The sequence below is a fragment of the Actinomadura rudentiformis genome (assembly GCF_008923185.1).
In the GTDB taxonomy this organism is placed as follows: domain Bacteria; phylum Actinomycetota; class Actinomycetes; order Streptosporangiales; family Streptosporangiaceae; genus Spirillospora; species Spirillospora rudentiformis.
Map to the genome: position 1 here is coordinate 25,919 of NZ_WBMT01000013.1, position 24,464 is coordinate 50,382.

The window sequence follows — 24,464 nt, forward strand, 5'->3', positions numbered from 1 at the left end:
TCCACCATCGATCACGTGACCGCCCTGGACGAGCCCCCGCCCCCCGTCGCCGAGTCCTCCGCCCCCGGCAGGCTGCCCCCGTTCCTGCACGACCGGATCGGCGGCTTCCCCCGTACGTTCTGGATCCTGTGGTCGGGCACCCTGCTCAACCGGCTCGGCACGATGGTCGAGCCGTTCCTGGGCCTCTACCTGACCACCACGCGCGGGCTGTCACTGGGCCAGGCGGGCCTGGTGATGGCCGTGCTCGGCGCCGGGTCTATCGTCAGCCAGCTCGTCGGGGGCTTCCTCACCGACCGGATCGGCCGCAAGGCCACCCTCACCCTCGGCACCGTCCTCACGGGCCTGGCGATGCTCGCGCTCGGCTACGCGCAGGACATCGTGTCGATCGTCGCGGCGGTGCTCGTCCTCGGTCTGGTCCTGGACCTCTACCGGCCGGCGTCGCAGGCGATGGTCGCCGACATCATCTCTCCCGCCGAACGGCCGCGCGCGTTCGCGTTGCTCTTCTGGGCGATCAACCTGGGCTGGGCGGTCGCCACCGTCCTCGGCGGCACGCTCGCCCAGCAGGGTTTCCTGTGGTTGTTCTGGATCGACGCGATCACCTGCGCCGGCTTCGGCCTCCTGGTGTGGCGGGCGGTGCCCGACTCACGGCCCAAGCGTGCCCGTGCCGACCACGACAAGGGGGGCTTCCTCGACGTCCTGCGCGACCGCGTCATGGTCATGTACGTGCTGATCGCGATCGCCTACACGTTCGTGCTCCTCCAGGGCATGACCACCATGGCGCTGGCCATGAAGGAGGACGGCCTCGGCCCGCAGGCGTACGGGATCGCGATCGCCGCCAACGGCGTCGTCATCATCACCGTGCAGCCCCTGGTCGCGGCGTGGCTGAGCCGCCGCGACCACAGCAGGGTGCTCGCCGCCGGGTTCGCGATCGTCGGCGTCGGCTACGGGCTGACCGCGTTCGCGTCGTCGTTGTGGAGCTATGTCGGCACCGTCCTGGTCTGGACGCTGGGCGAGATCATCGCCGCGTCGGTGCTCCAGGCGGTCGTCGCCGATCTCGCCCCGGTCCACCTGCGCGGGCGGTACAGCGGCCTGTTCGGGATGGCATGGTCGGGCGGCTTCCTGCTGGCCCCGCTCGGCGGCACCCAGCTGCTCGGGATCGGTGCGCCCGCGTTGTGGCTGGCCTGTCTCGGACTCGGCCTGGCGGCCGCCATGGCCCAGCTCGGCCTTGGCCCGGCGATCCGCCGCCGCCGCAAGCAGGCCCTGCTCGCCGGTACGTAGGGCCCGCCGACGCATGGGGGCACCCGCGCATGAAGCCCGCCAGGACGGGAAGATCGCCTGTACTCAACGACCGAGAGTTCTTTTCGTCACATTGACGAGACCTTCCTCGGAATCGGATACGGCGGCGGCTTAGGCTGGTGACGTGGCACAGCTACGGATCGCGCTCGCGCAGGTGAACTCGACGGTCGGCGACCTCGACGGCAATGCCGACCTCATCGTGGAATGGACCCGGCGCGCCGCCGACGCGGGCGCGCATCTGGTCGCCTTCCCCGAGATGATGCTGACCGGCTACCCGGTGGAGGACCTCGCGCTGCGCAAGTCCTTCGTCGAGGGCTCGCTCCGCGTCCTGGAACGCACCGCCCGCAGGCTGGCCGACGAGGGGCTCGGGGACGTTCCCGTCGTCACCGGCTACCTCGACCGCCGTACGGTCAGCCTGGTGCGGGCGGGGCAGCCCGCCGGATCACCGCTCGACGCGGCCGCGTGGCTGCACGGCGGCGAGGTGCTGGTCCGGTCGGCCAAGCACCACCTGCCCAACTACGGGGTCTTCGACGAATACCGCATCTTCGTGCGCGGCGACCGCCTTCCCGTGGTCCGTCTGCACGGCGTGGACGTCGCGACCGTGGTGTGCGAGGACCTCTGGCAGGACGGCGGCCCGGTCAGCGTCACCGAGACCGCCAACGCCGGGCTGCTGCTGGCCATCAACGCCTCGCCGTACGAGCGCGACAAGGACGACGTCCGTCTCGAGCTGTGCGCCCGGCGGGCGAGAGAGGCCGGCTGCGCGCTGGCCTACGTCAACATGGTCGGCGGCCAGGACGAGCTGGTCTTCGACGGCGACTCCATCATCGTCGGCGCAGACGGCACCCTGCTGGCGCGCGCGCCCCAGTTCACCGAGCACCTACTGATCGCCGACCTGGCGCTGCCCGCCGCCGATCCCGCGCTGGAGCCCGGCAAGGTCCCGGTGGACGCCCTGGACGGCACCACGATCACGATCGACCGCCGCGTCCTGTCCCCCACTCCGCTGCCCGCCTACCCCGTGGAGCCGCAGTCGGTCTCCGAGCCGCTCGACGACCTCGGTGAGGTGTATGCGGCGCTGGTGCTCGGCACCCGCGACTACGTCCGCAAGAACGGTTTCCGCTCGGTCATCCTGGGCCTGTCCGGCGGCATCGACTCGGCCCTGGTCGCCACCATCGCCGCCGACGCCATCGGCCCCGACAACGTGCACGTGGTGCTGCTGCCCAGCCGCTACTCCTCCGAGGGCTCGGTCACCGACGCCGAGGACCTGGTCAAGCGGCAGGGGTTGCACTCGCGCGTGGTGCCGATCGCCCGCATGGTCGAGGCGTTCGAAGAGCAGCTCGATCTCACCGGCCTCGCCGCCGAGAACCTCCAGGCCCGCATCCGCGCCAACGTCTGGATGGGCCTGTCGAACGAGTACGGCCACCTCGTTCTCACCGGCGGCAACAAGAGCGAGCTGGCCACCGGCTACTCGACCCTTTACGGCGACTCCGCAGGCGGCTTCGGCCCCATCAAGGATCTGACCAAGACGATGGTGTGGGCGCTGGCCCGCTGGCGCAACGCGCAGGCCGGCTCGGATCTGGCGTTCCTCCACCCCTTCGGGGAGGAGCCGATTCCCGAGGTCATCATCGACAAGGAGCCGTCGGCCGAGCTCCGCCCGGGCCAGAAGGACCGCGACTCGCTGCCGCCGTACGACGTCCTCGATCCACTGCTGGTCGACTACGTCGAGCGCGACATGGGCCGCGACGCCCTGGTGGCGGCGGGCCACGATCCCGCTCTGGTCGAACGGGTCATCCGGCTGGTCGACCTGGCCGAGTACAAGCGCCGCCAGTACCCGCCGGGCCCCAAGATCACCGCGAAGAACTTCGGCCGCGACCGCCGCGTCCCCATCACCAACCGCTGGCGCGAGCCCTCAGCCGAGTAGCTCCAGCGCGAAGCCGGTGACGCGGATGCCACGTTCGAACGAGTGGTTGCCGGGCGCGAGCCGACCGGCACAGCGTTCCTGTTCGGCGAGGTAGAGCGTGTGGATGCGCCGCAGTTGCGGCACCAGGGGCGCGGCGGCGTCTTCGTGCGGCCGTGCCTGAACGAGCACCTGCCCGGCACGATCGCCGCGCATTCGACGATTCTGCATACGATCGTATGTTAGCTTCGAGGCATGGCCGAGAACGTTAAGCGGGTGACCGTGACGCTCCCGCTTGAGCAAGTCGAGCGGATCAAGGCGGTGATCGCCCGGAATCCGGACGTCTATCCAACGGTGTCCTCGTTCGTCGTGGAAGCGATCAGCGACCGGATCGACTCTTACGACGCCCACGAGATGCTGGTGGACGTGCTTCGCGAGATCGGCGGCGAGCCCGACGAAGACGCGAAGGAATGGGCCGCGGAGGCCATGAAGGTCATGAGGGAGATGGCGGCGGAGCGCCGCCCGGGACCGACGGCCAAGGGCGCCGCGTGATGGAAGGGTGCGTTCTGGACACCGGGGCGCTCATCGCCCTTGAGCGGCGTGGCAAGCAGCAATACCTCACGGCGTTGCTCCGCGAGCTCGGCCGGGAGGGTGAGATCATCGTCTCGGCCGGATCCCTCGCCGAGGCCTGGCGGGGCACCCCCAGGCAGGCCGCGCTCGCCATGTTGCTCCGGAGACCGAGCACTCAGGTCGTCGAGATCACCGTTCCCGTCGCCAAGGCCATCGGAGTCTTCCTCGGACTCCGCCAGGACGGCGACGATCTAGTCGACGCCCATGTGGTGATGCTCGCTCGCCGACATCATGTACCGGTCATCACGACCGACCCGAGCGATCTGCGCGCCCTGGATCCCAAGCTCACCGTGCTGCAGATCTGACCGGCTATTCGCGGTGGTGGTTCTCACCGGGCCAGGCGGGGACGGGCTCGGAGGGGTCGGGGTCGACGCCCGGGACGATCTGCTCGCACCACACGACCTTGCCGGCGGCGGTGCGGCGGGTGCCCCAGCGGTGAGCGAGCTGGCTGACGACGAGCAGGCCGCGGCCGTTCTCCTCGTCGTCGGTGGCGTGGCGCAGGCGCGGCAGGGCGGCGGAGCGGTCCAAAACCTCGCAGACCACCGTGCGTTCCAGCAGCAGCCGCAGCTCGATCGGGCCGCCGGGGGCGTAACGCAGCGCGTTGGTGACGAGCTCGGAGGCGAGCAGCTCGGTCGTGTAGGACAGGTCGCCGAGCTCCCACTCGTCCAGCTTGCTGCGGACCAGCCCGCGGGCGCGGCGGACGGCGGCGGGATCGGCGGGCAGGGTCCAGGTGGCGCAGCGGTCTTCGGGAAGGCGGCTCAGCCGCGCGATCAGCACCGCGATGTCGTCCCGGTGGTGGTCGGCGTAGACGCCGTCGAGGGTCGCCTTGGCCAGGTCTTCCATCGGCCGGCTGGTGCTGCCGGGGCTGAAGACGCCCTGGAGCCGGGCGAGGCCGTCGTCGATGTCGGTGCCGCGATTCTCGACCAGGCCGTCGGTGTAGATGACGAAGAGGCTGCCGTCCTCGACCTTGAACTCGCGGCTCTCGATCGTCGCGCCGCCCGAGACGCCCAGGGGCGGAGCGGGCGGGATCTCCAGGAAGTCGTTCGAGCCCTCCGGGGCGACGAGGAGCGGCGGGAGGTGCCCGGCGGAGGCGACCTCGACGGTGCCGGTGGTGGCGTCGTACACCGCGTACACGCAGGTGGCGAAGTGCGGCTCCTGCTCACCCAGCTCGATCATCAGCTCGTGCATGATGTGCAGCGCGTCGGCGGGCGGCAGTTCGAGGTTGGCGAGCGTGTGCAGCGCCGTGCGCAGGCGGCCCATCGTGACGGCGGCGCGCACGCCGTGCCCGGCGACGTCACCGACGATGAGCGCGACCCGGGCACCGGGCAGCGCGATCGACTCGTACCAGTCGCCGCCGACCTCGACCAGCTTGCTGCCGGGCAGGTAGCGGTGCCGGACCTCCACCGAGGACGGCGCGGACAGCCGGTTGGGCAGCAGGCTGCGCTGCAGCGTGAGCGCGGTCGCGCGCTCCCGGCTGAACAGCCGGGCGTTGTCGATGACGATGGCGGCGCGGGAGGCGAACTCCATGCCGATCTCGACGTCGTACGCGTCGAACTTGCGGAACCCCGGCACCCGGGTGCAGGCGATGAAGCCGAGCAGCGTGTCACGAGCGATCAGGGGCAGCAGGACCATGGAGACGCCGGTGAGGAGCCGGCCCACGGGGCCGCGGCGCCACTTCCCGGCGATGTCGCCCGCGAGCTGGACGTCCACGTGCGGCAGGTGCACCGGACGGGCGGTGTCCAGCACCTGGCGGTAGGGCGTGCCCTCGGGGTAGATGAGCACTTCACCGACGGGGAAGGTCGCCGTCCACGCGGGGTTGCCGTCGTCGGAGGTCACCGCGATGCGCCGCAGCACCGCCGAACCGGACTCGCTGTGCACCTCGTCGGCGGCGACCAGGCTCTCCAGGATCAGCACCGACGCGGTCGTGCAGAAGTGGGGGACGATGACGTCGACCAGGCCCTTGGCGGTCTGGTCCAGGTCGAGGGAGGCGCCGAACCTCGCCAGCGGGTCGTCCATGAGGGCGCGCCGCATCAAGGCCGGATCCTGGTAGCGCTCGCTGACCGGGAGCGCCACGCGGACGAACAACAGCCCCGCCGGGAAGCCGGGCGCCACGCCGCCGACGAGCGGCTGCGCGGTCACCACCGACTCGGTCGTGCTGCCGTCGCCACGCCGGACGCTCAGCACGGCCCGGCGTTCCTGGCCCGCAATGATCGCCTCGAGCAGACCTTCGAGATCGCTCTTGGAGTCGTCGTCGACGAGCTCGGCGGCGGGCCGCCCGATCAGATCTGCGGGCGGACGGCCGAGCACGGCCTCGGCGTTCGGGCCGCACTGGACGATGCCCTGGGCACCGTCGATGCCGAGCACGAGCGTCCGCGACGCCGAGTCGGCTGCGGCCACATCGCCCTGCGGCGCAATCACGGATCTCACCTGAGGCGCTCCCGACAGCCGGTCCTCCTACCACTCCCCAGCCGCCAGTATGGAGCATTCCGGGGCATCGAGGGGAGAAGATCACGCTTACCGGCGTGAAATCGGTACCGTCCTGCCATCCTCTTTCGGTCTCGCCGCTATGGAAGGCGCTCCAGGAAGAGGGCCGGAGTCAGGCTCCGGGAGCCGCGATCCCCTCCAGGAGGGTCGCCACGACCGCCTCGGGGAACCCCTCGGGCAGCTCGTCCTTCGGCGTCTTGATGCTGAGCGAGCCGACCAGCATCGCGAGCGAGACGTCGACGTCCAGGTCGGCGCGCAACTCGCCCGTCTCGATGCCGCGCCGCAGGACCGCGCGGATGACGTCGCGGCGCGGCTCGATCACGTCCTGCCGGTAGCGGGCGTACAGCTCGGGGAATTTCTCCGCGCTGCCGACCACGTTCCAGAAGCACTTGGCGTGCTTGCGGTGCCGCTCGGTGTGCATCGCGAGGGCGAGCACCAGCAGGTCCTCGCGCACCGAGTCGCCGGGCGGCGTGGGCAGCGTGCCCTTCACCGACGCCAGCGCGTCCACGATCAGCGCCTCCTTGTTGGACCAGCGCCGGTAGATCGTGGTCTTGCCGACGCCGGCCCGGGCGGCCACCGCCTCGATGGAGACGCCGGCCACGCCGGACTCCTCGGCGAGCAGGTCGAGCGTCGCCTCGATGATCGCCTTCTCGGCGCGCTCGCTGCGCGGCCGCCCGGGCGACCTTCCGGCCCCCGGGCGCTGCTGCGTGGTCTCCGTCATCCCGCGTCCAGCCTCATCGCTTCATGCTCCGGATACTCCGGCGGTCTCCCGCTCCTGGCGCTCGGCGTCCCCAGTCTGCCCTGTCTCAGGGGTGATCGCGGCGCCCCGGCCGGGCATCCACTTGAGCACGACCATCGCGCCGAGGAAGGCGATCACGGCCGCGGCGATGGAGGCGATGTGCATACCGTGCATGAACGCGTGGTTGGCCGAGTCGATGAGGCCCTGACCGGCCGGGCCCATTCCGGCACCGACGTGATTGGCACCCTCGACGGACTCGGTCGCGACCTCGCGTGCCTCCGGCGGCAGCGCCGCCAGGCGGTCGGCCAGGTCCTGGCGGTAGACCGAGGCGACGACCGAGCCGAGCACGGCGACGCCGAGGGCCACCGCGACCTGGCGGGCGGTGTTGTTGATGGCCGATCCGGCGCCGGCCTTCTCCTTCGGCAGCGCCGACATGACCGACTCGGTCGCGGGCGGCATCACGTTGGCCATGCCCGCGCCCTGCACGAAGAAGATCACGCCCAGGACCCACAGCGGGCTGGTCTCGTCCACGAACTGATAGCCCGCCAGGGCCGCCGCGACCATGAGCAGACCGGCCGTGCAGACCGCCTTGGCGCCGAACCGGCGCACCATCGTGGAGCTGCGCGGCGAGAAGATCAGCTGGGCCGCCGCGAACGGGAGCACCATCATGCCCGCGTGCAGCGGGCTCAGCCCGCGCACCGACTGCATGTAGAAGTTGGTGAAGAAGAACACGCCGGCCGCGGCGAAGAAGCACAGCGCGATGGACGCGACGGCGGCGGACAGGCGCGGGTCACGGAAGAGCCGCACGTCGAACGCCGGGTGCTCGGTGCGGGCCTCGTGCCAGACGAAGAGCGCCAGCACGGCAAGCCCGAGCACGATCGGGCCGAGCACGGGCGGTGCCAGCCACTCGCCGCGTTCGCCGCCCTGGATGATGCCGTACGAGACGGCCACCAAGCCGACGATCGACAGCAGCACGCCCGTGGGGTCCAGGCCGCCGGGCAGCGGGTTGCGCGACTCGGGCACGAGGAACGTCATCAGAAGCAGGCCGATCACCACGACCGGCACGTTGATGAGGAACACCGAGCCCCACCAGAAGTGGGCGAGCAGCAGGCCGCCGGTGACCGGGCCGATGGCCACGGCCAGGCCGACCGCGCCGGCCCAGATGCCGATCGCGCGGCCGCGCTCGTGCGGCTCGAAGACATTGGTGATGATCGAGAGCGTCTGCGGCATGATCGCGGCACCGCCGAGGCCCATCAGGGCGCGGGCCCAGATCAGCTGGTCGGGGGTCTGCGCGTACGCCGACGCCAGCGAGGCGATGGCGAAGACCACCATGCCCCCCATGAGAACCCGCTTGCGGCCGAGCCGGTCGCCGATCACTCCGAACGTGAACAGCAGGCCCGCGAAGACCAGCGTGTAGGAGTTGATCGACCACTCGAGCTGGCTCTGCGTCGCACCCAGCCCCTGGTTGGGGTCGGCGATGGTCTTGAGCGCCACGTTGAGGATCGTGTTGTCGAGCACGACAACGAGCAGGCTGAACGTCAGCACGCCCAGGATCGCCCAGCGGCGGCGCTGGATGGTTTCTTGATCCACTGCACTCCCTCGGGCCTTGCGGGAAGACCCAGCGATACGGATGCGTTGCGTATTTCAAGGTACTCCCGCGCCGACCGATACGCAACCGTATCGTTTCGAAACTATCGGGGAATTCGAGAGGGTTTCGGAATCGTTGGGAGAGTGGGATCATCGGTTCCGTCCGGGTACGCCACAGTGGCGCCTCGAGACTGGAGGTTCAGCGTGTCCACATCTTCAGTTCCCGCTGCTCAGCCGACCGCCCTCTACGGCGGCAAGAGCAACCGACGGGTCACCGTACGCGACATCGCCGCCGCCAAGGAACGGCACGAGAAGTGGCCGATGCTCACCGCGTACGACGCCCTCACCGCACGCGTCTTCGACGAGGCCGGGATCCCGGTGCTGCTCGTGGGCGACTCCGCCGCGATGGTGGTGTACGGCTACGACTCGACGATCCCCGTCACCGTGGACGACCTGATCCCGCTGACCGCCGCCGTGGTCCGCGGCTCCAAGCGCGCCATGGTCGTCGCCGACCTGCCGTTCGGCTCCTACCAGACCGGCGTCGCCGAGTGCCTGGCCACCGCCACCCGCTTCCTCAAGGAGACCGGCGCGCACGCCGTCAAGCTCGAAGGCGGCCGCCGCGTGCTTCCCCAGGCCGAGGCCATGGTCGCCGCCGGCATCCCGGTGATGGGCCACCTCGGCCTCACCCCGCAGTCGGTCAACGTCTTCGGCGGCTACCGCGTGCAGGGCCGGGGCCAGGCGGGCGACGAGCTCATGTCCGACGCCAAGGCGCTCGAAGCCGCCGGCGCCTTCGCCATCGTCCTCGAATGCGTCCCCGAGGACCTGGCCGCCAGGGTCACCGCCTCGCTGTCGATCCCGACCATCGGCATCGGCGCGGGCGACAACACCGACGCGCAGGTGCTGGTCTGGCAGGACATGGCCGGGCTCACCCCGCACACCGCCAAGTTCGTCAAGAAGTACGCCGACCTGCAGACCGTCCTCGGTGACGCGGCCCGGCAGTACGCGGACGAGGTCGTGGGCGGTGCCTTCCCCACGTCCGAGCACGCCTACCACTGACCCGCACAGCGAACGAACGGCCGGGCACAGCCCGGCCGTTTTCGCGTTTCAGTCGGGATTCGCGGTCAGTCGGGATTCGAACGGACCGGATCGCGCTGTGACTCGCCGTTGGCGAGCTCGCGGCGCGGCCCGGGAACGCGCGCCCCGTCGCCGGTGGCGGCGTCGACCTCGATCTCCGATCGGAGCGTGCCGACGGCGGCCTGCAGGACGTCGGGCCCGGCGACGTTGATCAGCAGCAGCCCGAGGTTGAGAGCCTTCTGCCGGTCGGTCATCTCGTCGGTGCCGCCCAGCGCGTCCACGGCGGTGCGCAGCGCGGCCTGGTCCTCGGCCGAGACGTTCATGAGCAGCCCGAGGCAGTACGTGGGCAGCGCGAGTCTTGCCTTGGCGAACGAGATGTCCCTCATGATGTCGCCCGCCTCGTTCGCCCGGGCCTTGGCCTGCATGCGGTCCACGCCGCGGTCGGCGGCGGCCAGCAGCGCGCTGAGCAGCGTGCTCGGCCCGACGGCGACGTCCTCGTCGCCGACGCGGACGGTGAACACCGCACTGCGGAAGATCATCATGGAGCCGAGGCTGGCGGCCAGCACCTGTGCGGCCCCCGCCATCTCGGGCGACGGCACGCCGAGCTTCCAGTCGAAGGTGTGCAGCAACAACAGCGAGCCGGCTCCGGCGGCGCCGTTGATCATGACGTACGCCCAGGTGCTCGGGACCCGCACGAGCTTGCCGGGGTGATCACGGTAGCGGCTGATGAGTTCTGCGACCCCGACGAGACAGCTCAGGGCGATCGTGACGAGGTATCCGGCCATCTCAACCGGGCCCGCTGCCGCCCGTCCGGCGGACGACCTCGTCGACCTCGCGTTCGACCGCGACCAGGCCGCGGTCCCGCAACGCCTCGACGGCCTCGGCGACCTCCAGCAGCCCCAGTCCGGTGCCGTGGTGGATCTCTTCCAGCGTCTGCGGCGCGTTGACGGCGTCGAGCTGGCTCAGCACGCGGCGACAGCCGTCGGGCAGGTCGGCAGCGTCACCGCTTCCCGGCGCGTGGCCCGGCTCGGGGGCGGGCTGGGCCGCCGGGACGTGCCGGTCAGCCGGCGTGGGGCCACCGCCGCCTCGCGCCGAGGTGGTCAGGAACGTGCTCCACGGATCGGCCGAGCGCTTCTGCCTCATGTTCACCTGCCCTGTTGGCTCAGATGATACGACGTGCGAAAGCCGGGCGGCGTTCCGGTCAGGCACCCGTCACCTCGTCCTCGTCCGTCTCGTTCTCCGGATGCGTCGACTTGACCAGGATCAGGCGGTCCCCGCGCTTCAGCTCGCGGCAGGCCTTGGAGTCGTACGGCATGGTGCGGCCGTCGCGGACCAGCGCGAGGGCCGGCTCGCGGACGGCCCGGATCGGCTTGCCCAGTTCCTCGACCCGCACCTCGCGTTCGTAGAGGTCCAGTCCGCGGCCCTGCTCCAGGAGATCCTCCATGATCTCACCGACGTTCGGCTGCGACGTCGAGACGCCGAGGAGCCGCCCGGCCGCCTCGGACGAGGTGACGACGTGGTCGGCACCGCTCTGCCGCAACAGCTGGACGTTCTCCGACTCCCGCACCGACGCCTGGATCCCGGCGGTCGGGTTGAGGTGCCGCGCGGACAGTGTGACCAGCACGGCGGTGTCGTCGCGCGCGGTGGCGACGACGATCTCCCTGGCCAGATGCGCCGACGCCTGGCGTAGCACCGAGTTCTCGGTGGCGTCCCCGACGACCCCGACGAAACCGGCCTCCGCGGCCTCCGCGACCACCCGGGGATCGGGGTCGACCACGACGATCGAGTCGCGTGCGACGCCCGTGCTCAGCAAGGTCTTGACGGCGCTGCGGCCCTTCGTGCCGTAGCCGACGACCACGATGTGGTCACGCACCCGATCCCTCCAACGGGACAGCTTCCAGTCCTGGCGCGTGCGTTCCGCGAGCACCTCGAGGGTCGTGCCGACGAGGACGATCAGGAACAGCACGCGCGCCGGCGTGATGAAGATGATGTTGACCAGCCGCGCGCCCGGGCTGGTCGGCGCGATGTCGCCGTACCCGGTGGTCGAGATGCTCACCGTGGCGTAGTAGAAGCAGTCCAACAGCGACAGCTGGCCGCCGTTGTTGTCCTTGTAGCCGTCGCGGTCGAGGTACACCGCGGCGACCACGGCGACCAGCAGGACGCAGGCGATGACGATCCGGTAGACCACCGAGCGCAACGGCCCGATCTTGGGCGAGGGCAGCATCACCTGCGCCCGCCGCGTACCGTTCTCCCCCTCGACCACGATCAGCACCGTACTGAGTCGGCGGCGGGAAGTCCCGGGCTTACGCGGAATCGAAGATCACACGTCGGTGATCCGGAGCCCGGCGTGCGCCTTGTAGCGCCGGTTGATGGAGATCAGGTTGGCCGTGAAGGCCTCGACCTGGTGCGCGTTGCGCAACCGGCCGCCGTAGACGCCCCGCATGCCCGGGATGCGGCCCGCGAGGGCCTGCACCAGATCGGTCGCCTCCCGGTCGTCGCCGAGCACGAGCACGTCCAGCTCCATCTCGTCGACCTCGGGATCGAGCAGCAGCTTGGCGGACACATGGTGGAACGCGGCGACGACCCGGCTGCCGGTGAGCACGGCCTCGGCCTGCTGGGCGGCGCTGCCCTCCTCGACCGGCAGGGGGTACGCGCCCTTCTTGTCGAAGCCCAACGGGTTCACGCAGTCAACGACGATCTTGCCCGCCAGTTCGGCTCGCAGCGACTCCAGCGTGGCCTTGTGCCCGTCCCACGGCACCGCGACGATCACGACGTCGGCCTCGCTCGCGGCCACCGCGTTCTCCGCCCCTCGCACGGGCAGCCCCTCACCCAGGGCCTCGGCTGCCTGCTGGGCGCGCTCCGCCTTGCGCGAGCCGATGATCACTTGGTGCCCGGCCAGCGCGAACCGCCGCGCCAGGCCGCCGCCCTGGTCGCCGGTGCCGCCGAGGATGCCGATCGCCAGACCGTTCACGTCGGGCAGGTCGTAGGGGGTCTTCGTCTGCTGCTCCGTCATGGTCACGAGTCTGCCAGGTGAGCCCGAACACGATTCACCCGGCCTCCCGGCGCCGCGTACGGCACGATGGAGCGCGTGGACGCCGAGCAGGTGACGTTGTTGCGAGAGGTACTGGCCGCCACCGGCTGGCTGGAGCGCACCGGCGAGTTCGGCCGGGCGCTGCGGGTCAGCGTGCGCACGCCGGGCGGGCTGCTGCTGGTGGGCACGCCGGCCGAGGATCCCTGGCATCTGGCCGCCCACCTCGACGACGAGAGCCGGCTCGGGGCGATGCCCGAGCTGTCTCCCACACTGGTGCGCTGGTCGCCGCCGCCGGACGCCCCGCCGCACCTGCGGATCGGGCTGGAACGCCTCGAGCGGGCGCAGCGCGGCGAGACGCTCTTCGTGGTCGCGGAGGAGGAGGCGCCCGTCCCGCTGCTGGAACGGGTGGACGACGCGCGCCGGACCGGCGCGGTCATCCTGGCGATGGACGGCGGGGACCGTGAGCTCCAGGGCCTGGCGCACGAGGCGCTCACGGTGTCGCCCGAGGAGTCGCTCCTGTCCTTCGACGGCGCCCAGCACCTGGTGAGCGCGGCGGCCGCCCAGGAGACGCCCGAGGCCCGGCCGAGACCCGGCTTGCGGGACCGGCTGGCCCGCGTGCTCGACAAGATCAGTGGTACGGCCGCCGACGAGTCGCACCTGCGCTGACGCGGTCCCTGGGCTGACGCGGTCCCTGGGCTGCCAGGCACAATGTCCTGCCATGAGCGACTCAGTGGCGGCCGGCCGTCCCGCCGATCGGCGTATCGTCGACCTCTCGCACGTCCTGCGGGACGGGACCATCACGGTGCCCGGGCTGCCCGGCCCGGAGATCGGTGACCACCTGAGCAGGGAGGAGTCGGCCGCGCGCTACGCGCCCGGCACCAGCTTCCAGTTCGACCGGATCACGATGGTCTCAGGCACCGGCACGTACGTGGACAGCCCCAATCACCGGTTCGCCGACGGGATGGACGTGGCGGGGCTGCCGCTGGCGCGGCTGGCCGACCTCGACGGGCTGGTGGTGCGGATCACCGAGGGCGGCCCGATCGACCCGGCCGTGCTCGTGCCGTACGAGGTGCACGGGCGAGCTGTGATCATCCACACCGGCTGGGACCGGCACTGGGGCACTCCGGCCTACGGCTCCGGCGAGCACCCGTACGTCACCGCGGACGCCGCCGCCTGGCTCGCCGGCCAGGGCGCCGCACTGGTCGGCATCGACACGGTGAACATCGACTCGACCGCCGACCCCGCGCGTCCCGCGCACACCGCGCTGCTGGCCGCCGGCATCCCGATCGTCGAGCATCTGACCGGGCTCGACCGGTTGCCGCCCGACGGCTTCCGGTTCCACGCCGTGCCGCCCGCGGTCGAGGGGATGTGCTCGTTCACCGTGCGCGCCTACGCGGTGGTCGGCGCCTGACCCGGGCGCCGGCCTAGTCGTCGCCGTCGAAGGTCGCGTCCTGCTTGCGCCAGGCCTCGTTGCGCTCGCGCGCCGTGGCCAGGGCGTTGGAGGCCTCTGACTGGCTCTGGTACGGCCCCATGCGGTCCTTGTTGGGACAGCCCGCGCCGTGCTCGACCTTCATGTGCTTCAGGCAGAACCACCAGTCACCATCGTTGTCCTTACTCATCCAACCCTCCGCTGTCGACCGCTGCTCGGATTCGTGCCCCGATCCTGCTGACTACACTCCAGGTATATGACGACCCAACTGCTCCGGCCCGGCCGCGTGTCGCCCATGCGCAAGGTTCCCGCCCACATCGCGCGGCCAGAGTACGTCGGCAAGAAGCGTCCCAAGACGGGCGAGCCGGACGTCAAGACCCCCGAGACCATCGAGAAGATGCGGGTCGCCGGCCGGATCGCCGCGCAGGCGCTGGAGGAGGTCGGCCGGCATGTGCGTCCCGGTGTCACCACCGACGAGCTGGACGTCATCGGCCACGAGTTCCTGGTGGAGCACGACGCCTACCCGTCGACGCTCGGCTACCGCGGCTTCCCCAAGTCGCTGTGCACCTCGATCAACGAGGTGATCTGCCATGGCATCCCCGACGACACGGTGCTGCGCGACGGCGACATCGTCAACATCGACATCACGGCGTTCATCGAGGGTGTGCACGGCGACACCGACGCCACGTTCCTCTGCGGCGACGTCGACGAGGAATCGCGGCTGCTGGTCGAGCGCACCCGCGAGGCCACGGCGCGCGCCATCAAGGCGGTCGCGCCGGGCCGCGCGCTGAACGTGATCGGCCGCGTGATCGAGTCGTACGCCAAGCGGTTCGGGTACGGGGTGGTGCGCGACTTCACCGGCCACGGCATCGGCACCACGTTCCACTCCGGGCTGGTCGTGCCGCACTTCGACGACCCGAGCGCGACCACGATGATGCAGCCGGGTATGACCTTCACCATCGAGCCGATGCTCACGCTCGGCACCCATGACTACGACATGTGGGACGACGGCTGGACGGTCGTCACCAAGGACCGCAGGCGCACCGCGCAGTTCGAGCACACGATCCTGGTGACCGAGAACGGCCACGAGATCCTGACCCTGCCCTGACCCTCACAACAAAATCACCCATACCGGCTCGGGAGATCGCTCGATGAACGCCCCAGCGCCGTACGAACCACGGGTCCCCTCTGACAGCATGCCGCCGGGTCGAGCGGCGTTGAGCGTGACCTGGGCGGCGCTGCCGTTCCTCACCCTCGGCTACGCCACACCCTTCACGTTCGCCGCGGCGGCGCTCTGGCGCCGCAGTGCCCACCTGCTGGTCGCGTCCGCGGCCTACATCTCGGTGTTCACCCTGCTGCTCGTGCTCATGCCGGACATCGAGCAGGACGGCCCCCGGCGCGTCATCGGCATCCTCACGTTCCTGCTCGCCGTCGTCGGCTGCGGGCACGCCTTCCTGATCCGCCGCCGGGTGTTCGACCCCGACGGCCTCTCCGGCGTCGACAACGAGGCGGTCATCGAACGGGTGCGGCGGCAGCGGCTGCTGCGGGACAAGGCGCGCAAGCTGGCCGCCGACGACCCGGGCCTGGCCCTCGAACTGCGCATCGGCCGTCCCGACCTGCCGCGCGAGTACAACGACGGCGGGCTGGTCGACGTCAACCATGCACCGGCGGAGGCGCTGACCCTGCTGCCGGGCGTCACCCCGGAGCTCGCCGTGCGGATCGAACGGGTGCGCGCCGAGACCGGCGGGTTCATGTCCGCGGAGGAGCTGTCGGCGGTGGCGGGCCTGCCGCCGGCGCTCACGGCCGGCGTCGCCGACTACGCGGTCTTCATCCGCTGACGCCTCTGGCGGCCGTCCTCATCGCCGGGCGATTCCCGGGTAGGAAGCCTGCGTGGCCGCGAAGAAGAGCAAGGACGAAGATCCGCTCGCCGACTACCGGGGCAAGCGCGACGCGGGCAAGACCCCCGAGCCGGTGCCGTCGGGCGACGACGCGCTGCCCCGGGGCGACGACGACACGTTCGTGATCCAGGAGCACCACGCACGCAGCCTGCACTGGGACCTCCGGCTGGAACGGGACGGCGTGCTCGTCTCGTGGGCGGTGCCCAAGGGCATCCCGCCGAGCCCGAAGGTGAACCACCTCGCCGTCCACACCGAGGACCACCCGCTGGAGTACGCCACGTTCGAGGGTGAGATCCCGCGGGGCGAGTACGGCGCCGGAACGATGACGATCTGGGACCGCGGCACGTACGAGACCGAGAAGTGGTCTGAGCGCGAGGTCATGGTCGTGCTGCACGGGTCGCGGGTGTCGGGCAAGCACGTGCTGTTCAAGACCCGTGGCAAGAACTGGATGATCCACCGGATGGACCCGCCGGCCGACCCGGACGCCGAGCCGCTGCCGGCCAGGCTGCGCCCGATGCTCCCCGCCGAGAACAGACGCCTCCCCCGCGACCAGGACGCCTACGGCTTCGAGTTCGCGTGGGGAGGCAGGCGTCTGCTCGCCTACGTCGAGGGCGGGCGGACCCGCTTCACCGACGGCCGGTCGCGGGAGGTCGGCGGCCCGGCCGGACTGGGCGGCCCACTCGGACGCGACGTGGGAGCCCGCCCCGTGCTCCTGGACGGGGAACTGGCACAGGTGGAGGGCCGCGAGACGTACCTCATATTCGATGTGCTGCATCTCGACGGCCACTCACTGCTTGACGTGCCCTACTCCGAACGTCGCGAGCGCCTCGACGAACTGGGCCTGTCGGGGCCTCGCTGGCAGACCACGCCCTGGTTCCCCGGCGAGGGCGAGGCCGTCCGGGAGACCGCCGCCGCCCAGGGGCTGCCCGCGGTCGTCGCCAAGCGCCTCGGCTCCGTCTACGAGCCCGGTGCGCGGACCGAGGACTGGCGGCTCATTCCCGTCCGATAGGCCCGTCAGTAGGCCACGCTGATGCGGCGGCCGACGGCGTTCCGGTTCTCCAGCTCGTCGACCAGCGCGATGGCGTAGTCCTCGGCGCTGATCTGGCTGTTGCCCTCGGCGTCGGTCATGAACTGGTCGCCGCCGATCCGGAACGAGCCGGTCCGCTCCCCTGGCTCGATGACCCCCGCCGGCGAGACGTAGGTCCACTCCAGGTCGTCCGCCTCCTTGCGGATCAGCTCCAGCAGGTCGGCCTGGGCGAGGGCCTCGGCCTTGTAGAGCTCGGGGAAGTGCGGGTCGTCCACGAGCCGGACGCCCGGCGCGACCTCCAGGCTCCCCGCGCCGCCCACCACGACCAGGCGGCGCACTCCGGCCTCGCGGAGCCCGTCGAGCACGGCGTGCCCGGCGGCCAGGAGCGGGCCGGAGGTCTCCGAGCCGTCGCGCGGCGGCGCGATCGCCACCACGACGGCGTCGTGCCCCGCGGCGAGCGCCGCGACGGCCGCGGTGTCGGTGGCGGTGAGCTTCGCGGTCCCGTCGGCCCCGCCCCGGGTGGTGCCGGTGACCTCGTGGCCGCGGTCGCGGGCCTCGGCGGCGACCCGGCTTCCGATCATGCCGGTGGCGCCGATCAGCAGAATCTTCATGGCTCTGACCTCCATTAACGTTGGTGCGGGGCCAAAGGTATCTATCGGATACTGGTTACTTCAACGTTCCATTGGTACCTTTGAGAAACCATGCACGGAGACGCGTTCGATCCCAACTGCCCCACCCGGCTGGTCCTTGACCGCATCGGCGACAAGTGGTCGGTGCTGGTCGTGCTGAGCCTGCTCGACGGGCCGCGCCGCTTCACCCAGCTCCGCGACATGATCGGCGGCGTCACCCCCAAGGTCCTCACCCAGACCCTGCGGACGATGGAGCGTGACGGTCTGCTGACCAGGCAGGTCTTCGCCGAGGTCCCGCCCCGCGTCGAGTACGAGCTGACTCCGCTGGGCCTGTCCCTCCAGCGGCCGATCCAGGCCATCGCCGACTGGGCCGAGGAGAACGTGAACGAGGTCATGTCGGCCCGTTCCGCCCATTCGGGAACCTGAGCCGCCCCGCCCACCTCAAATCGGTAGAGCCCGGCTCCGGCGCGCCGTCGCCGGAGCCGATCACCATCCGGTTAGAGTCCGGCCGTGGCGACGAAAAAGGTGAATACGCGGGTGAAGCTCGCATGATGGGCCGAACGCACGCCCTCAGCGGGGCGCTGGTCTGGATGGCCGCCGTACCGGTCATCAGCCAGGAGAGACTCCTCGGCGACTACGCCGTCTCATTGTCCGCCCAGCAGGTCGTCGCGGGCGCGGTCGTCTGCGCGGGCGCGGCGATCCTCCCGGACATCGACCATCACAACGGCCGCATCGCCAACACCTTCGGCCCGATCACGAAGGTCATGTGCAAGTGGATCGGCAAGCTGTCCGGCGGGCACCGGATGGCCACCCACTCGATCCTGTTCGCGGTCCTCATCGGCTGGGCCATGGACGCCCTCGCCACCCACGTCGTCTACGCGTGGTGGGCCTGCCTCTTCATGATCGTCGGCCTGGGCCTGCGGGGCGTGGGCTTCGACTTCGAGGGCAAGGAGCCGCAGTCCGCCTTGATGGACTGTGCCCTCGCGGGCATCGCGGTCTGGCTCATGCACGGCCTGGACATGAGCTTCGTCGGCTTCGCGATAACGCTCGGCTGCCTGGCGCACGTCGCCGGAGACTGCCTGACACCCCGCGGCTGCCCGGTCTTCTGGCCGCTCCAGATGCGCGTCGAGGTACCGCTGATCCCCCGTACGGACGGCAAGGTGGAGCGTTTCGTGGTCGCCCCCCTGCTGACCCTGGGCGTCGCCATCCTCGCCGTACGCTCGATGCTCGGCGACGTCGCCACCGACTGGCTCAGCCGGACGGGTTGAGCGGCTTCGCGCGTCGTGGGGCCTCTGCTGGTTCGTCTGGCGGGCGCCCTCCTGCCCGGGCACGCCCTAGAAGCGTGTGACGAGGGCGATGCGTTCGTGGTCGACCAGGAAGCCGTCGGAGACGAAGGTGACCTCGCCGCCGTACTCCAGGGTGGTCTCGATGATGTTGTCCACGACGTCGTCGACGACGTCGGCGCCCTTGAGGGCGCCGAGCGGCCCCTCCACCGGGACGAACTCGCCCTCGGTCCACACCGCCGGGACGTAGTAGCCGCGCTCGACGACCAGGTGCTCGCCGCGGCCCTCCTCGACCAGGCTCAGGACCTCGGACAGACCGGCGGCATAGCGCTGGATGCTGCGCGCCGCCTCGAGCTCGCTGAGCACCCCGACCTCGCGGAGGTCCTCGTAGGCGTGCAGGACCGGCCGGGCCAGCTCGGCGAGCCGGCGGGGCGAGGCGCCCGCGTGGCTGCCGTCGATGCGGCCCGCGACGGTGATGCCGGGGCCGGCGAGCTCGTCGAAGAACGCCTGGTGGCGGGTGACGCCGGCGACGACGACGGGCCGCCGGTCGTGGGCCAGCACGCCCTCCAGCGCCCCGACGACCTCGCGGATCAGCTGCCGGTGGTGCTCGTCGCCGTGCCGTGCGGGACGCGGTGAATGCCGGGCGGTCCGTTCCTCCTCCTGCACGGGAGTGATCGGGAACCCGTTCCGCGTGACCTCGGTGAGCTCGTCACCCCGGCCGTCCCACAGCTGTGTCTGCTGGTCGGAGATCGACAGCAGCCAGTAACGCGGGGTACGGGTGTAGGCGGCGACGAGGTCGCGGGTGGCGAACGTGTTGTCGACGATCACCCGTTCGTCCACCGGCTGGTCGATCGTGAAGGCGTGGTGCTCGCCGTCCGGCGTCGCGAACAGCACCAGGCCGTCCTCGGCGTGCCGCAGGTCCACCTCGCCGGCGGCCCGCTCCAGGCCGCGCACGACCTCGTCGGCGGCGGCCGGGGCGACGCGGATGTCCTCGCGCAGCCTGCGGCGCACCTCGGCCAGGAGGTTGCGCAACCGGATGGAGTCCTGCCGGTTGCCCGGCGCCCGGCGGTTGGTCGGCATCAGCACCGACACCGCCGGGAAGGTACGCGGCTTGCGCAGTTCGGACAGAGTGGCGGCGTCCATGATCCCCCGATTGGTTGGGTGCTCCCTGTCGTCTCATTTGTAACTAGTCCCTGGTAAACGAGGCGTAAGAGGAGCTTGAGGATCCGGCTGGTCAAAGCCGGAACCAAGATCACAACACCCGTGGGCACCCGGCGGATGGCTCCCGCGCACGGGGGGAGAACGCCTTCGGGAGGTGCTCGCATGGACACGAAGATCGGCAAATGGGGTGTGGCGGCGGTGGCCGGGCTGGCGCTGCTGACGGGCTGCGACGGCGGAGACGGGAGGAAGCCGGCGGCCGCGACCACGAGCGGCCCGGCGGTGGCCGCCGGCCCGGCGGCGAGCCAGGTCGAGCAGCAGTTCGAGAAGGTCGTCAGCAGCGTCCTGCCCTCGGTCGTGGAGATCGAGACCGATCAGGGCGAGGGCTCCGGCGTGGTCTTCGACGACAAGGGCGACATCGTCACCAACGCGCACGTCGTCGCGGGCGCACGGAGGATCCAGGTCACCACCGCCAGCGGCGGCTCGCCGCTGCGGGCCGAGCTGGTGGGCGCCTTCGTGGCCGACGACCTGGCCGTCGTCAAGGTGTCCGGCGGCGACCTGCCCAAGCCCGCCACGTTCGGCGACTCCGGCTCGATCAGGGTCGGCCAGCTGGTGCTGGCCATGGGAAACCCGCTCGGGCTGTCGAGCAGCGTCACCAACGGCATCGTCTCGGCACTCGGCCGGACGGTCTCGACCAAGCAGGAAGGCGCGTTCCCCGGCTCGACGGTCGCGAACGCCATCCAGACCAGCGCCCCGATCAACCCCGGCAACAGCGGCGGCGCGCTGGTCAATCTGAACGGCGAGGTCGTCGGCATCCCGACGGCCGCCGCCTCGGACCCGCAGATGGGCGGCGCGGCGGTGGGCATCGGTTTCGCCATCCCGAGCAACACGGTCAAGTCGATCGCGCCGCAGCTGATCCGGTCCGGCAAGGTCTCCGCTTCGGGCCGCGCCGCGCTCGGTGTGACCGTCCGCACCGTCATCGACCCCGTCAGCGGGCAGCAGACGGCGGTCGGCGTGGTGGACGTCACCAGGGACGGACCGGCGGCCAGGGCGGGCATCAAGCCCGGCTCCCTGATCCTCTCGGTCAACGGCAAGGCCACGCCCAACCAGACGGCCCTGTCGGAGGTGCTCGCCACCCTCAAGCCCGGCGACACCGCCAAGCTCGAGATCGAGCAGGCCGACGGCGCCAAGCAGACCGTCGACGTCACCTTGGGGCAGCTCCCCGGTTAGACCGGTTCCCCGGTTGGACCGGTCAGACGAGCACGCCCGGGTTGAGGATGCCCGCCGGGTCGACGGCGTCCTTGGCGCCGCGGAGTGCGGCGGCGAACGGGTCGGGGCGCTGCCGGTCGTACCACGGCCGGTGGTCGCGTCCCACGGCGTGGTGGTGGGTGATGGTGCCGCCCGCGGTGAGGACTGCCTCGCCCGCCGCCCGCTTGATCTCGTCCCACTGGGCGACCTCGTCGCCGCGGCGGGCGCGGGCCAGCACGGTGAAGTACGGGGCCGGGCCGTCGGGATAGGTGAACGCGAAGCGGCACGTCACGATCCCGGTGCCGCCGAGCGCGTCCCGTACGGCGCCGGTGACGGCCGCGTGGAACGCGGCGAACCGGTCCCACGTCACGGCGGTCTCGAAGGTCTCGGCGACCAGCCCGATGGCAGGGTAGGCGTTGCGCAGATATGGCATGCGCAGGAACGTGTCCTTCCAGGCCCCGCCCTGCCCCCCGCCACCCGGACGGACCTCGTCCCACGTCCCGCCGTGCGAGCGCGCCAGCTCCAGGCCGCGGTCCATCCAGGCGTCGACGGGATGATCGGCGGCCTCGAAGCCGAGCATGAGCAGCGCGTACGTGCCATCGCCGCCCGAGGTCAGGCGTGCCTCGGCCGGGTCGAGCAACCGGCAGTTGGACGGGTGGAGCCCGGCCTGCGAGATGGTCCGCACCGCCTCCGCGCCGCGTCCGAACGACGGGAACCGCACCGCCGCCGAGGCGCGATGCGCGGGCCTGGGACGGACCCGCACCCATGCCTCGGTGATCACGCCGAGCGCGCCCTCCGAGCCGAGCAACATCCGGTCCGGCGAGACGCCCGCACCCGAGCCCGGCACGCGCCGCGACTCCCAGACCCCGCGCGGGGTGATGGCGCGGATCGACTCGACCAGGTCGTCGATGTGGGTCGCGAGGGTGGCGAAGTGCCCGCCCGCCCGGGTGGCGATCCAGCCGCCCAGCGTGGAGAGCTCGTAGGACTGCGGGAAGTGCCGCAGCGTCAGACCGTGGGCGACGAGGTGGCGGTCGATGTCCGGGCCGAGCATGCCGGCCTGGATGCGGGCCGCCAGCGACACCTCGTCGACCTCCAGCACGCGGTCGAGCCGGGTCAGGTCGAGGCTGACGCTGGGCCCGAGGTCACGCGGCTCCACCCCGCCGACGACACTCGTTCCGCCGCCGTACGGGACGACGGCGACGCCCGAGTTCTCGGCCCACTCCAGGACGCGGATGAGGTCGTGCTCGTCACGCGGCCGCGCGACGAAGTCCGGCGGGTTGTCGAAACGGCCGCGGAAGGCCCGCATGAGGTCGCGGTAGGCCTTCCCGTAGGTGTGCGTGATCCGTTCGTACGGCTCGGCCGTGCAGAACGGCAGCGGAGGCGGCGCCACCCTCGGCGGGGGCAGCCGGACGGCGTCCGGGGGCACAGGCTCCTCGATCTCGCCGTCGAGCGTGAAGCCCGTCACGGCGGTCATCAGCTCCACCGCGGCCGTGATCTCGGCCGGCGCCGGCTCCTCGTCCGCGTATCCCCATGCCCAATGGCTCCTGCGTCTCATGCTCAGAGCCTCTCGCGAACGGACGCCCCCCGCTGGGAGGTCCGGCGCGAGCGTCGGCCTATCGTGGCGTTCATGGCCACCGAACTGCAGATCGCGATCGACTGCGCCGACCCGGCCAAGCTGGCCGAGTTCTGGGCGCTCGCCCTCGGCTACGAACTGGAACCGCCGCCGCCCGGCTTCGCCTCCTGGGACGAGGCGCTCAGGGCGCGCGGCATCCCGGAGTCGGAATGGAACTCCGCCTCCGCACTTCGCGACCCCGATGGGCGCGGCCCGCGCCTGTTCTTCCAGCGCGTGCCGGAGCCCAAGGAGGTCAAGAACCGCCTGCACCTGGACCTGCGTGTCGGCGGGCCGCTGGAGTCGCCGGTCGCCGAGCGCGCCCGCCGCATCAACACCGCGGTCGAACGGCTGGCCGACGCGGGAGCCTCGGTCGTGGAGCCGCGCGACGGCCAGTGGGGCGAGCACTGGGTCGTCATGCAGGACCCGGAGGGCAACGAGTTCTGCGTCAGCTGAGCCGTTCGATCAGCTGAGCCGTCCGATCACCCGAGCCGCTCGGTCACCTGAGCCGTTCGATCACCGGGCCGAAGGTGTCCATGAACGACCCGTGCACGGTCACGTAGGAGAAGCCGTACCGCTCCCGCCGCTCTCGTAGTTGCTCGGCCATCTGCTCTTCGGTGCCGATGAGCAGGTAGGGCGTCTCCAGGATCTCGTCGGCCGTGAGGTAGGGCAGCTTCTGAACGCCCATCTCCTCCGCCACGGCCCGGCGGTCGGCCGTGACCACCACGAACTGGACGAGCAGGTTCCACTCGATGGCGTCCGCACGTTCGCCCGCGTGCTCGCGGGCGAAACGCACCCGTTCGTCGGCCTGCTCGGCGGTGCCCAGCAGGAACGTCCCCGGCGGCTCGCCCTTGGCCTGGTAGGTCCCGGCGACGCCGATGATGTCGGCGTACTGGGCGGCCAGCTTGAGGACGGTGTCACCCGTCCCGCCGATGAGCAACGGCGGGCCCAACCCGCCGAGCCCGGTCCGCTGCTCAGGGGCGAGATCGGCCAGCCCGAACGCCTCGGTCACCGCCCGCTGCTGCTCGTAGCCGGACCGGGCGAAGAGGCAGCCCAGCTCGTCGAGCGTCTCGGCCAGCCGCTCCACCCGGGTGTCGAACGGCTGCCAGGGAATGCCCGCCTTGTCGAACTCCCACTTCATGTGGCCCGCGCCGAGGCCGATCTCGACCCGCCCGCCGGTGAGCCGGTCGGCGGTCGCGATCTCCCGGGCGAGCAGATGCGAATTCCAGAACGCCACGTTCAGCACGAGCGAGCCGACCCGCATCCGGTCGGTGGCGTCAGCCGCCGCGACCATCGTGGGGAACGGCGCGGGAGCGCCCAGGTGGTCGGCGGCGAGCGCGACGTCGTAGCCGAATCCCTCCGCGCGGCGGCAGCGTTCGACGAAGTCCGCCCGCGACCGCACATCGCGGATGTTGAAGCCGAACCGGAAGTCCCTCATGCCCTTCATC

Annotated in this window: 27 protein-coding genes; 14 read left to right on the plus strand and 13 right to left on the minus strand. The window is 71.1% G+C overall.

Annotated features, from left to right (window positions below; all coding sequences use genetic code 11):
* The first annotated feature begins 15 nt into the window (after positions 1-15).
* Together F8566_RS26235 and F8566_RS26240 are read left to right on the plus strand one after the other, a co-directional pair.
* Positions 16-1,278, plus strand: a complete 1,263-nt coding sequence (locus F8566_RS26235; protein ID WP_225993543.1) for an MDR family MFS transporter — start codon at positions 16-18, stop codon at positions 1,276-1,278.
* Between the two features lie 142 nt (positions 1,279-1,420).
* Entirely contained in the window at positions 1,421-3,214 is a 1,794-nt protein-coding gene (locus F8566_RS26240; protein ID WP_151564403.1) for an NAD+ synthase, read from the plus strand.
* Here the strand turns inward: F8566_RS26240 and F8566_RS26245 are convergent.
* Positions 3,203-3,406 (minus strand): hypothetical protein, encoded by a 204-nt coding sequence (locus tag F8566_RS26245; RefSeq protein WP_151564404.1) that lies wholly within the window; start codon positions 3,404-3,406, stop codon positions 3,203-3,205. The two genes, F8566_RS26240 and F8566_RS26245, sit on opposite strands and share 12 nt — an antisense overlap.
* Positions 3,407-3,445: 39 nt before the next feature.
* Between F8566_RS26245 and F8566_RS26250 the strand changes: the two genes are divergently transcribed.
* Together F8566_RS26250 and F8566_RS26255 are read left to right on the plus strand one after the other, a co-directional pair.
* On the plus strand, positions 3,446-3,742 hold the full coding sequence (locus F8566_RS26250) for a hypothetical protein (protein WP_151564405.1): 297 nt from the start codon (positions 3,446-3,448) through the stop codon (positions 3,740-3,742).
* Positions 3,742-4,125, plus strand: coding sequence for a PIN domain-containing protein (locus F8566_RS26255; protein WP_192809869.1), 384 nt, complete (start codon positions 3,742-3,744; stop codon positions 4,123-4,125). The genes F8566_RS26250 and F8566_RS26255 overlap by 1 nt, the downstream gene beginning before the upstream one ends.
* A 4-nt stretch (positions 4,126-4,129) precedes the next feature.
* Here F8566_RS26255 and F8566_RS26260 read toward each other — a convergent pair whose 3' ends face one another.
* From F8566_RS26260 to F8566_RS26270, 3 genes are all read right to left on the minus strand, one after another.
* On the minus strand, positions 4,130-6,247 hold the full coding sequence (locus F8566_RS26260) for a SpoIIE family protein phosphatase (protein ID WP_225993544.1): 2,118 nt from the start codon (positions 6,245-6,247) through the stop codon (positions 4,130-4,132).
* A 169-nt stretch (positions 6,248-6,416) separates the two neighbouring features.
* Positions 6,417-7,025 (minus strand): TetR/AcrR family transcriptional regulator, encoded by a 609-nt coding sequence (locus F8566_RS26265; protein ID WP_151564407.1) that lies wholly within the window; start codon positions 7,023-7,025, stop codon positions 6,417-6,419.
* A 21-nt stretch (positions 7,026-7,046) separates the two neighbouring features.
* Positions 7,047-8,633 carry an MFS transporter gene (locus F8566_RS26270; protein ID WP_225993545.1) on the minus strand — a complete coding sequence of 529 codons (1,587 nt, stop codon included), beginning with the start codon at positions 8,631-8,633 and terminating at the stop codon, positions 7,047-7,049.
* 201 nt (positions 8,634-8,834) lie between these two features.
* On the opposite strand from F8566_RS26270, the gene panB reads away from it, so the two are divergent.
* The gene (panB, locus tag F8566_RS26275; protein ID WP_151564408.1) at positions 8,835-9,686 is read left to right on the plus strand and encodes a 3-methyl-2-oxobutanoate hydroxymethyltransferase; all 852 of its coding nucleotides are present in this window, start codon (positions 8,835-8,837) and stop codon (positions 9,684-9,686) included.
* 65 nt (positions 9,687-9,751) lie between these two features.
* On the opposite strand, the gene F8566_RS26280 is transcribed toward panB, so the two are convergent.
* From F8566_RS26280 to npdG, 4 genes are read right to left on the minus strand one after another with little or no spacing between them, the layout of a single operon-like run.
* On the minus strand, positions 9,752-10,489 hold the full coding sequence (locus F8566_RS26280) for a hypothetical protein (RefSeq protein WP_151564409.1): 738 nt from the start codon (positions 10,487-10,489) through the stop codon (positions 9,752-9,754).
* A gap of 1 nt (position 10,490) precedes the next feature.
* The gene (locus F8566_RS26285; RefSeq protein WP_151564410.1) at positions 10,491-10,847 is read right to left on the minus strand and encodes a hypothetical protein; all 357 of its coding nucleotides are present in this window, start codon (positions 10,845-10,847) and stop codon (positions 10,491-10,493) included.
* 58 nt (positions 10,848-10,905) lie between these two features.
* The gene (locus F8566_RS26290) at positions 10,906-11,967 is read right to left on the minus strand and encodes a potassium channel family protein (RefSeq protein ID WP_225993546.1); all 1,062 of its coding nucleotides are present in this window, start codon (positions 11,965-11,967) and stop codon (positions 10,906-10,908) included.
* A 57-nt stretch (positions 11,968-12,024) separates the two neighbouring features.
* Positions 12,025-12,717 (minus strand): NADPH-dependent F420 reductase, encoded by a 693-nt coding sequence (gene npdG, locus F8566_RS26295; RefSeq protein ID WP_151564411.1) that lies wholly within the window; start codon positions 12,715-12,717, stop codon positions 12,025-12,027.
* Between the two features lie 66 nt (positions 12,718-12,783).
* Here npdG and F8566_RS26300 point away from each other — a divergent pair, with 66 nt between their 5' ends.
* Positions 12,784-13,401: a hypothetical protein gene (locus tag F8566_RS26300; RefSeq protein ID WP_151564412.1), complete on the plus strand. Its 618-nt coding sequence runs from the start codon at positions 12,784-12,786 to the stop codon at positions 13,399-13,401.
* 52 nt (positions 13,402-13,453) lie between these two features.
* Entirely contained in the window at positions 13,454-14,146 is a 693-nt protein-coding gene (locus tag F8566_RS26305) for a cyclase family protein (protein ID WP_151564413.1), read from the plus strand.
* 13 nt (positions 14,147-14,159) lie between these two features.
* Here the strand turns inward: F8566_RS26305 and F8566_RS26310 are convergent, their stop codons facing one another.
* Positions 14,160-14,354, minus strand: a complete 195-nt coding sequence (locus F8566_RS26310; protein WP_151564414.1) for a hypothetical protein — start codon at positions 14,352-14,354, stop codon at positions 14,160-14,162.
* A gap of 66 nt (positions 14,355-14,420) precedes the next feature.
* Between F8566_RS26310 and map the strand changes: the two genes are divergently transcribed.
* From map to F8566_RS26325, 3 genes are read left to right on the plus strand one after another with little or no spacing between them, the layout of a single operon-like run.
* Positions 14,421-15,272 carry a type I methionyl aminopeptidase gene (map, locus tag F8566_RS26315; protein ID WP_151564415.1) on the plus strand — a complete coding sequence of 284 codons (852 nt, stop codon included), beginning with the start codon at positions 14,421-14,423 and terminating at the stop codon, positions 15,270-15,272.
* A gap of 43 nt (positions 15,273-15,315) precedes the next feature.
* Positions 15,316-16,002 carry a ComEA family DNA-binding protein gene (locus F8566_RS26320; RefSeq protein WP_151564416.1) on the plus strand — a complete coding sequence of 229 codons (687 nt, stop codon included), beginning with the start codon at positions 15,316-15,318 and terminating at the stop codon, positions 16,000-16,002.
* Between the two features lie 52 nt (positions 16,003-16,054).
* On the plus strand, positions 16,055-17,071 hold the full coding sequence (locus F8566_RS26325; protein ID WP_151564417.1) for a DNA polymerase ligase N-terminal domain-containing protein: 1,017 nt from the start codon (positions 16,055-16,057) through the stop codon (positions 17,069-17,071).
* Positions 17,072-17,076: 5 nt separating this feature from the next.
* Here the strand turns inward: F8566_RS26325 and F8566_RS26330 are convergent, their stop codons facing one another.
* Positions 17,077-17,700 carry an NAD(P)-dependent oxidoreductase gene (locus F8566_RS26330; RefSeq protein WP_151564418.1) on the minus strand — a complete coding sequence of 208 codons (624 nt, stop codon included), beginning with the start codon at positions 17,698-17,700 and terminating at the stop codon, positions 17,077-17,079.
* Positions 17,701-17,790: 90 nt separating this feature from the next.
* Between F8566_RS26330 and F8566_RS26335 the strand changes: the two genes are divergently transcribed.
* Both F8566_RS26335 and F8566_RS26340 read left to right on the plus strand, forming a co-directional pair.
* On the plus strand, positions 17,791-18,144 hold the full coding sequence (locus F8566_RS26335; protein ID WP_151564419.1) for a winged helix-turn-helix transcriptional regulator: 354 nt from the start codon (positions 17,791-17,793) through the stop codon (positions 18,142-18,144).
* Between the two features lie 122 nt (positions 18,145-18,266).
* Positions 18,267-18,986, plus strand: a complete 720-nt coding sequence (locus F8566_RS26340) for a metal-dependent hydrolase (RefSeq protein WP_192809870.1) — start codon at positions 18,267-18,269, stop codon at positions 18,984-18,986.
* A gap of 66 nt (positions 18,987-19,052) precedes the next feature.
* On the opposite strand, the gene F8566_RS26345 is transcribed toward F8566_RS26340, so the two are convergent.
* Positions 19,053-20,144: a baeRF3 domain-containing protein gene (locus F8566_RS26345; protein WP_151564420.1), complete on the minus strand. Its 1,092-nt coding sequence runs from the start codon at positions 20,142-20,144 to the stop codon at positions 19,053-19,055.
* A gap of 180 nt (positions 20,145-20,324) precedes the next feature.
* Here F8566_RS26345 and F8566_RS26350 point away from each other — a divergent pair, with 180 nt between their 5' ends.
* Positions 20,325-21,389: a S1C family serine protease gene (locus tag F8566_RS26350; protein WP_151564421.1), complete on the plus strand. Its 1,065-nt coding sequence runs from the start codon at positions 20,325-20,327 to the stop codon at positions 21,387-21,389.
* A 22-nt stretch (positions 21,390-21,411) separates the two neighbouring features.
* On the opposite strand, the gene F8566_RS26355 is transcribed toward F8566_RS26350, so the two are convergent.
* Positions 21,412-22,962, minus strand: a complete 1,551-nt coding sequence (locus tag F8566_RS26355) for an FAD-binding oxidoreductase (protein ID WP_192809871.1) — start codon at positions 22,960-22,962, stop codon at positions 21,412-21,414.
* Between the two features lie 72 nt (positions 22,963-23,034).
* Between F8566_RS26355 and F8566_RS26360 the strand changes: the two genes are divergently transcribed.
* Positions 23,035-23,472, plus strand: a complete 438-nt coding sequence (locus F8566_RS26360; protein ID WP_151564422.1) for a VOC family protein — start codon at positions 23,035-23,037, stop codon at positions 23,470-23,472.
* Between the two features lie 43 nt (positions 23,473-23,515).
* Here F8566_RS26360 and F8566_RS26365 read toward each other — a convergent pair whose 3' ends face one another.
* Complete coding sequence (locus F8566_RS26365; protein ID WP_151564423.1) at positions 23,516-24,454, minus strand: TIGR03621 family F420-dependent LLM class oxidoreductase; 939 nt, start codon at positions 24,452-24,454, stop codon at positions 23,516-23,518.
* Between the last annotated feature and the right edge of the window lie 10 nt (positions 24,455-24,464).

What these genes read in the sequence shown, in the direction of transcription:
- F8566_RS26245 (WP_151564404.1), bottom strand. Translation starts at nt 3,406, where the DNA reads ATGCGCGGCGATCGTGCCGGGCAGGTGCTCGTTCAGGCACGGCCGCAC.
- F8566_RS26250 (WP_151564405.1), top strand. Translation starts at nt 3,446, where the DNA reads ATGGCCGAGAACGTTAAGCGGGTGACCGTGACGCTCCCGCTTGAGCAA.
- F8566_RS26255 (WP_192809869.1), top strand. Translation starts at nt 3,742, where the DNA reads ATGGAAGGGTGCGTTCTGGACACCGGGGCGCTCATCGCCCTTGAGCGG.
- F8566_RS26265 (WP_151564407.1), bottom strand. Translation starts at nt 7,025, where the DNA reads ATGACGGAGACCACGCAGCAGCGCCCGGGGGCCGGAAGGTCGCCCGGG.
- F8566_RS26280 (WP_151564409.1), bottom strand. Translation starts at nt 10,489, where the DNA reads ATGGCCGGATACCTCGTCACGATCGCCCTGAGCTGTCTCGTCGGGGTC.
- F8566_RS26285 (WP_151564410.1), bottom strand. Translation starts at nt 10,847, where the DNA reads ATGAGGCAGAAGCGCTCGGCCGATCCGTGGAGCACGTTCCTGACCACC.
- npdG (WP_151564411.1), bottom strand. Translation starts at nt 12,717, where the DNA reads ATGACGGAGCAGCAGACGAAGACCCCCTACGACCTGCCCGACGTGAAC.
- F8566_RS26300 (WP_151564412.1), top strand. Translation starts at nt 12,784, where the DNA reads ATGGAGCGCGTGGACGCCGAGCAGGTGACGTTGTTGCGAGAGGTACTG.
- F8566_RS26305 (WP_151564413.1), top strand. Translation starts at nt 13,454, where the DNA reads ATGAGCGACTCAGTGGCGGCCGGCCGTCCCGCCGATCGGCGTATCGTC.
- F8566_RS26310 (WP_151564414.1), bottom strand. Translation starts at nt 14,354, where the DNA reads ATGAGTAAGGACAACGATGGTGACTGGTGGTTCTGCCTGAAGCACATG.
- map (WP_151564415.1), top strand. Translation starts at nt 14,421, where the DNA reads ATGACGACCCAACTGCTCCGGCCCGGCCGCGTGTCGCCCATGCGCAAG.
- F8566_RS26320 (WP_151564416.1), top strand. Translation starts at nt 15,316, where the DNA reads ATGAACGCCCCAGCGCCGTACGAACCACGGGTCCCCTCTGACAGCATG.
- F8566_RS26330 (WP_151564418.1), bottom strand. Translation starts at nt 17,700, where the DNA reads ATGAAGATTCTGCTGATCGGCGCCACCGGCATGATCGGAAGCCGGGTC.
- F8566_RS26335 (WP_151564419.1), top strand. Translation starts at nt 17,791, where the DNA reads ATGCACGGAGACGCGTTCGATCCCAACTGCCCCACCCGGCTGGTCCTT.
- F8566_RS26340 (WP_192809870.1), top strand. Translation starts at nt 18,267, where the DNA reads ATGATGGGCCGAACGCACGCCCTCAGCGGGGCGCTGGTCTGGATGGCC.
- F8566_RS26345 (WP_151564420.1), bottom strand. Translation starts at nt 20,144, where the DNA reads ATGGACGCCGCCACTCTGTCCGAACTGCGCAAGCCGCGTACCTTCCCG.
- F8566_RS26350 (WP_151564421.1), top strand. Translation starts at nt 20,325, where the DNA reads ATGGACACGAAGATCGGCAAATGGGGTGTGGCGGCGGTGGCCGGGCTG.
- F8566_RS26355 (WP_192809871.1), bottom strand. Translation starts at nt 22,962, where the DNA reads ATGAGACGCAGGAGCCATTGGGCATGGGGATACGCGGACGAGGAGCCG.
- F8566_RS26360 (WP_151564422.1), top strand. Translation starts at nt 23,035, where the DNA reads ATGGCCACCGAACTGCAGATCGCGATCGACTGCGCCGACCCGGCCAAG.
- F8566_RS26365 (WP_151564423.1), bottom strand. Translation starts at nt 24,454, where the DNA reads ATGAGGGACTTCCGGTTCGGCTTCAACATCCGCGATGTGCGGTCGCGG.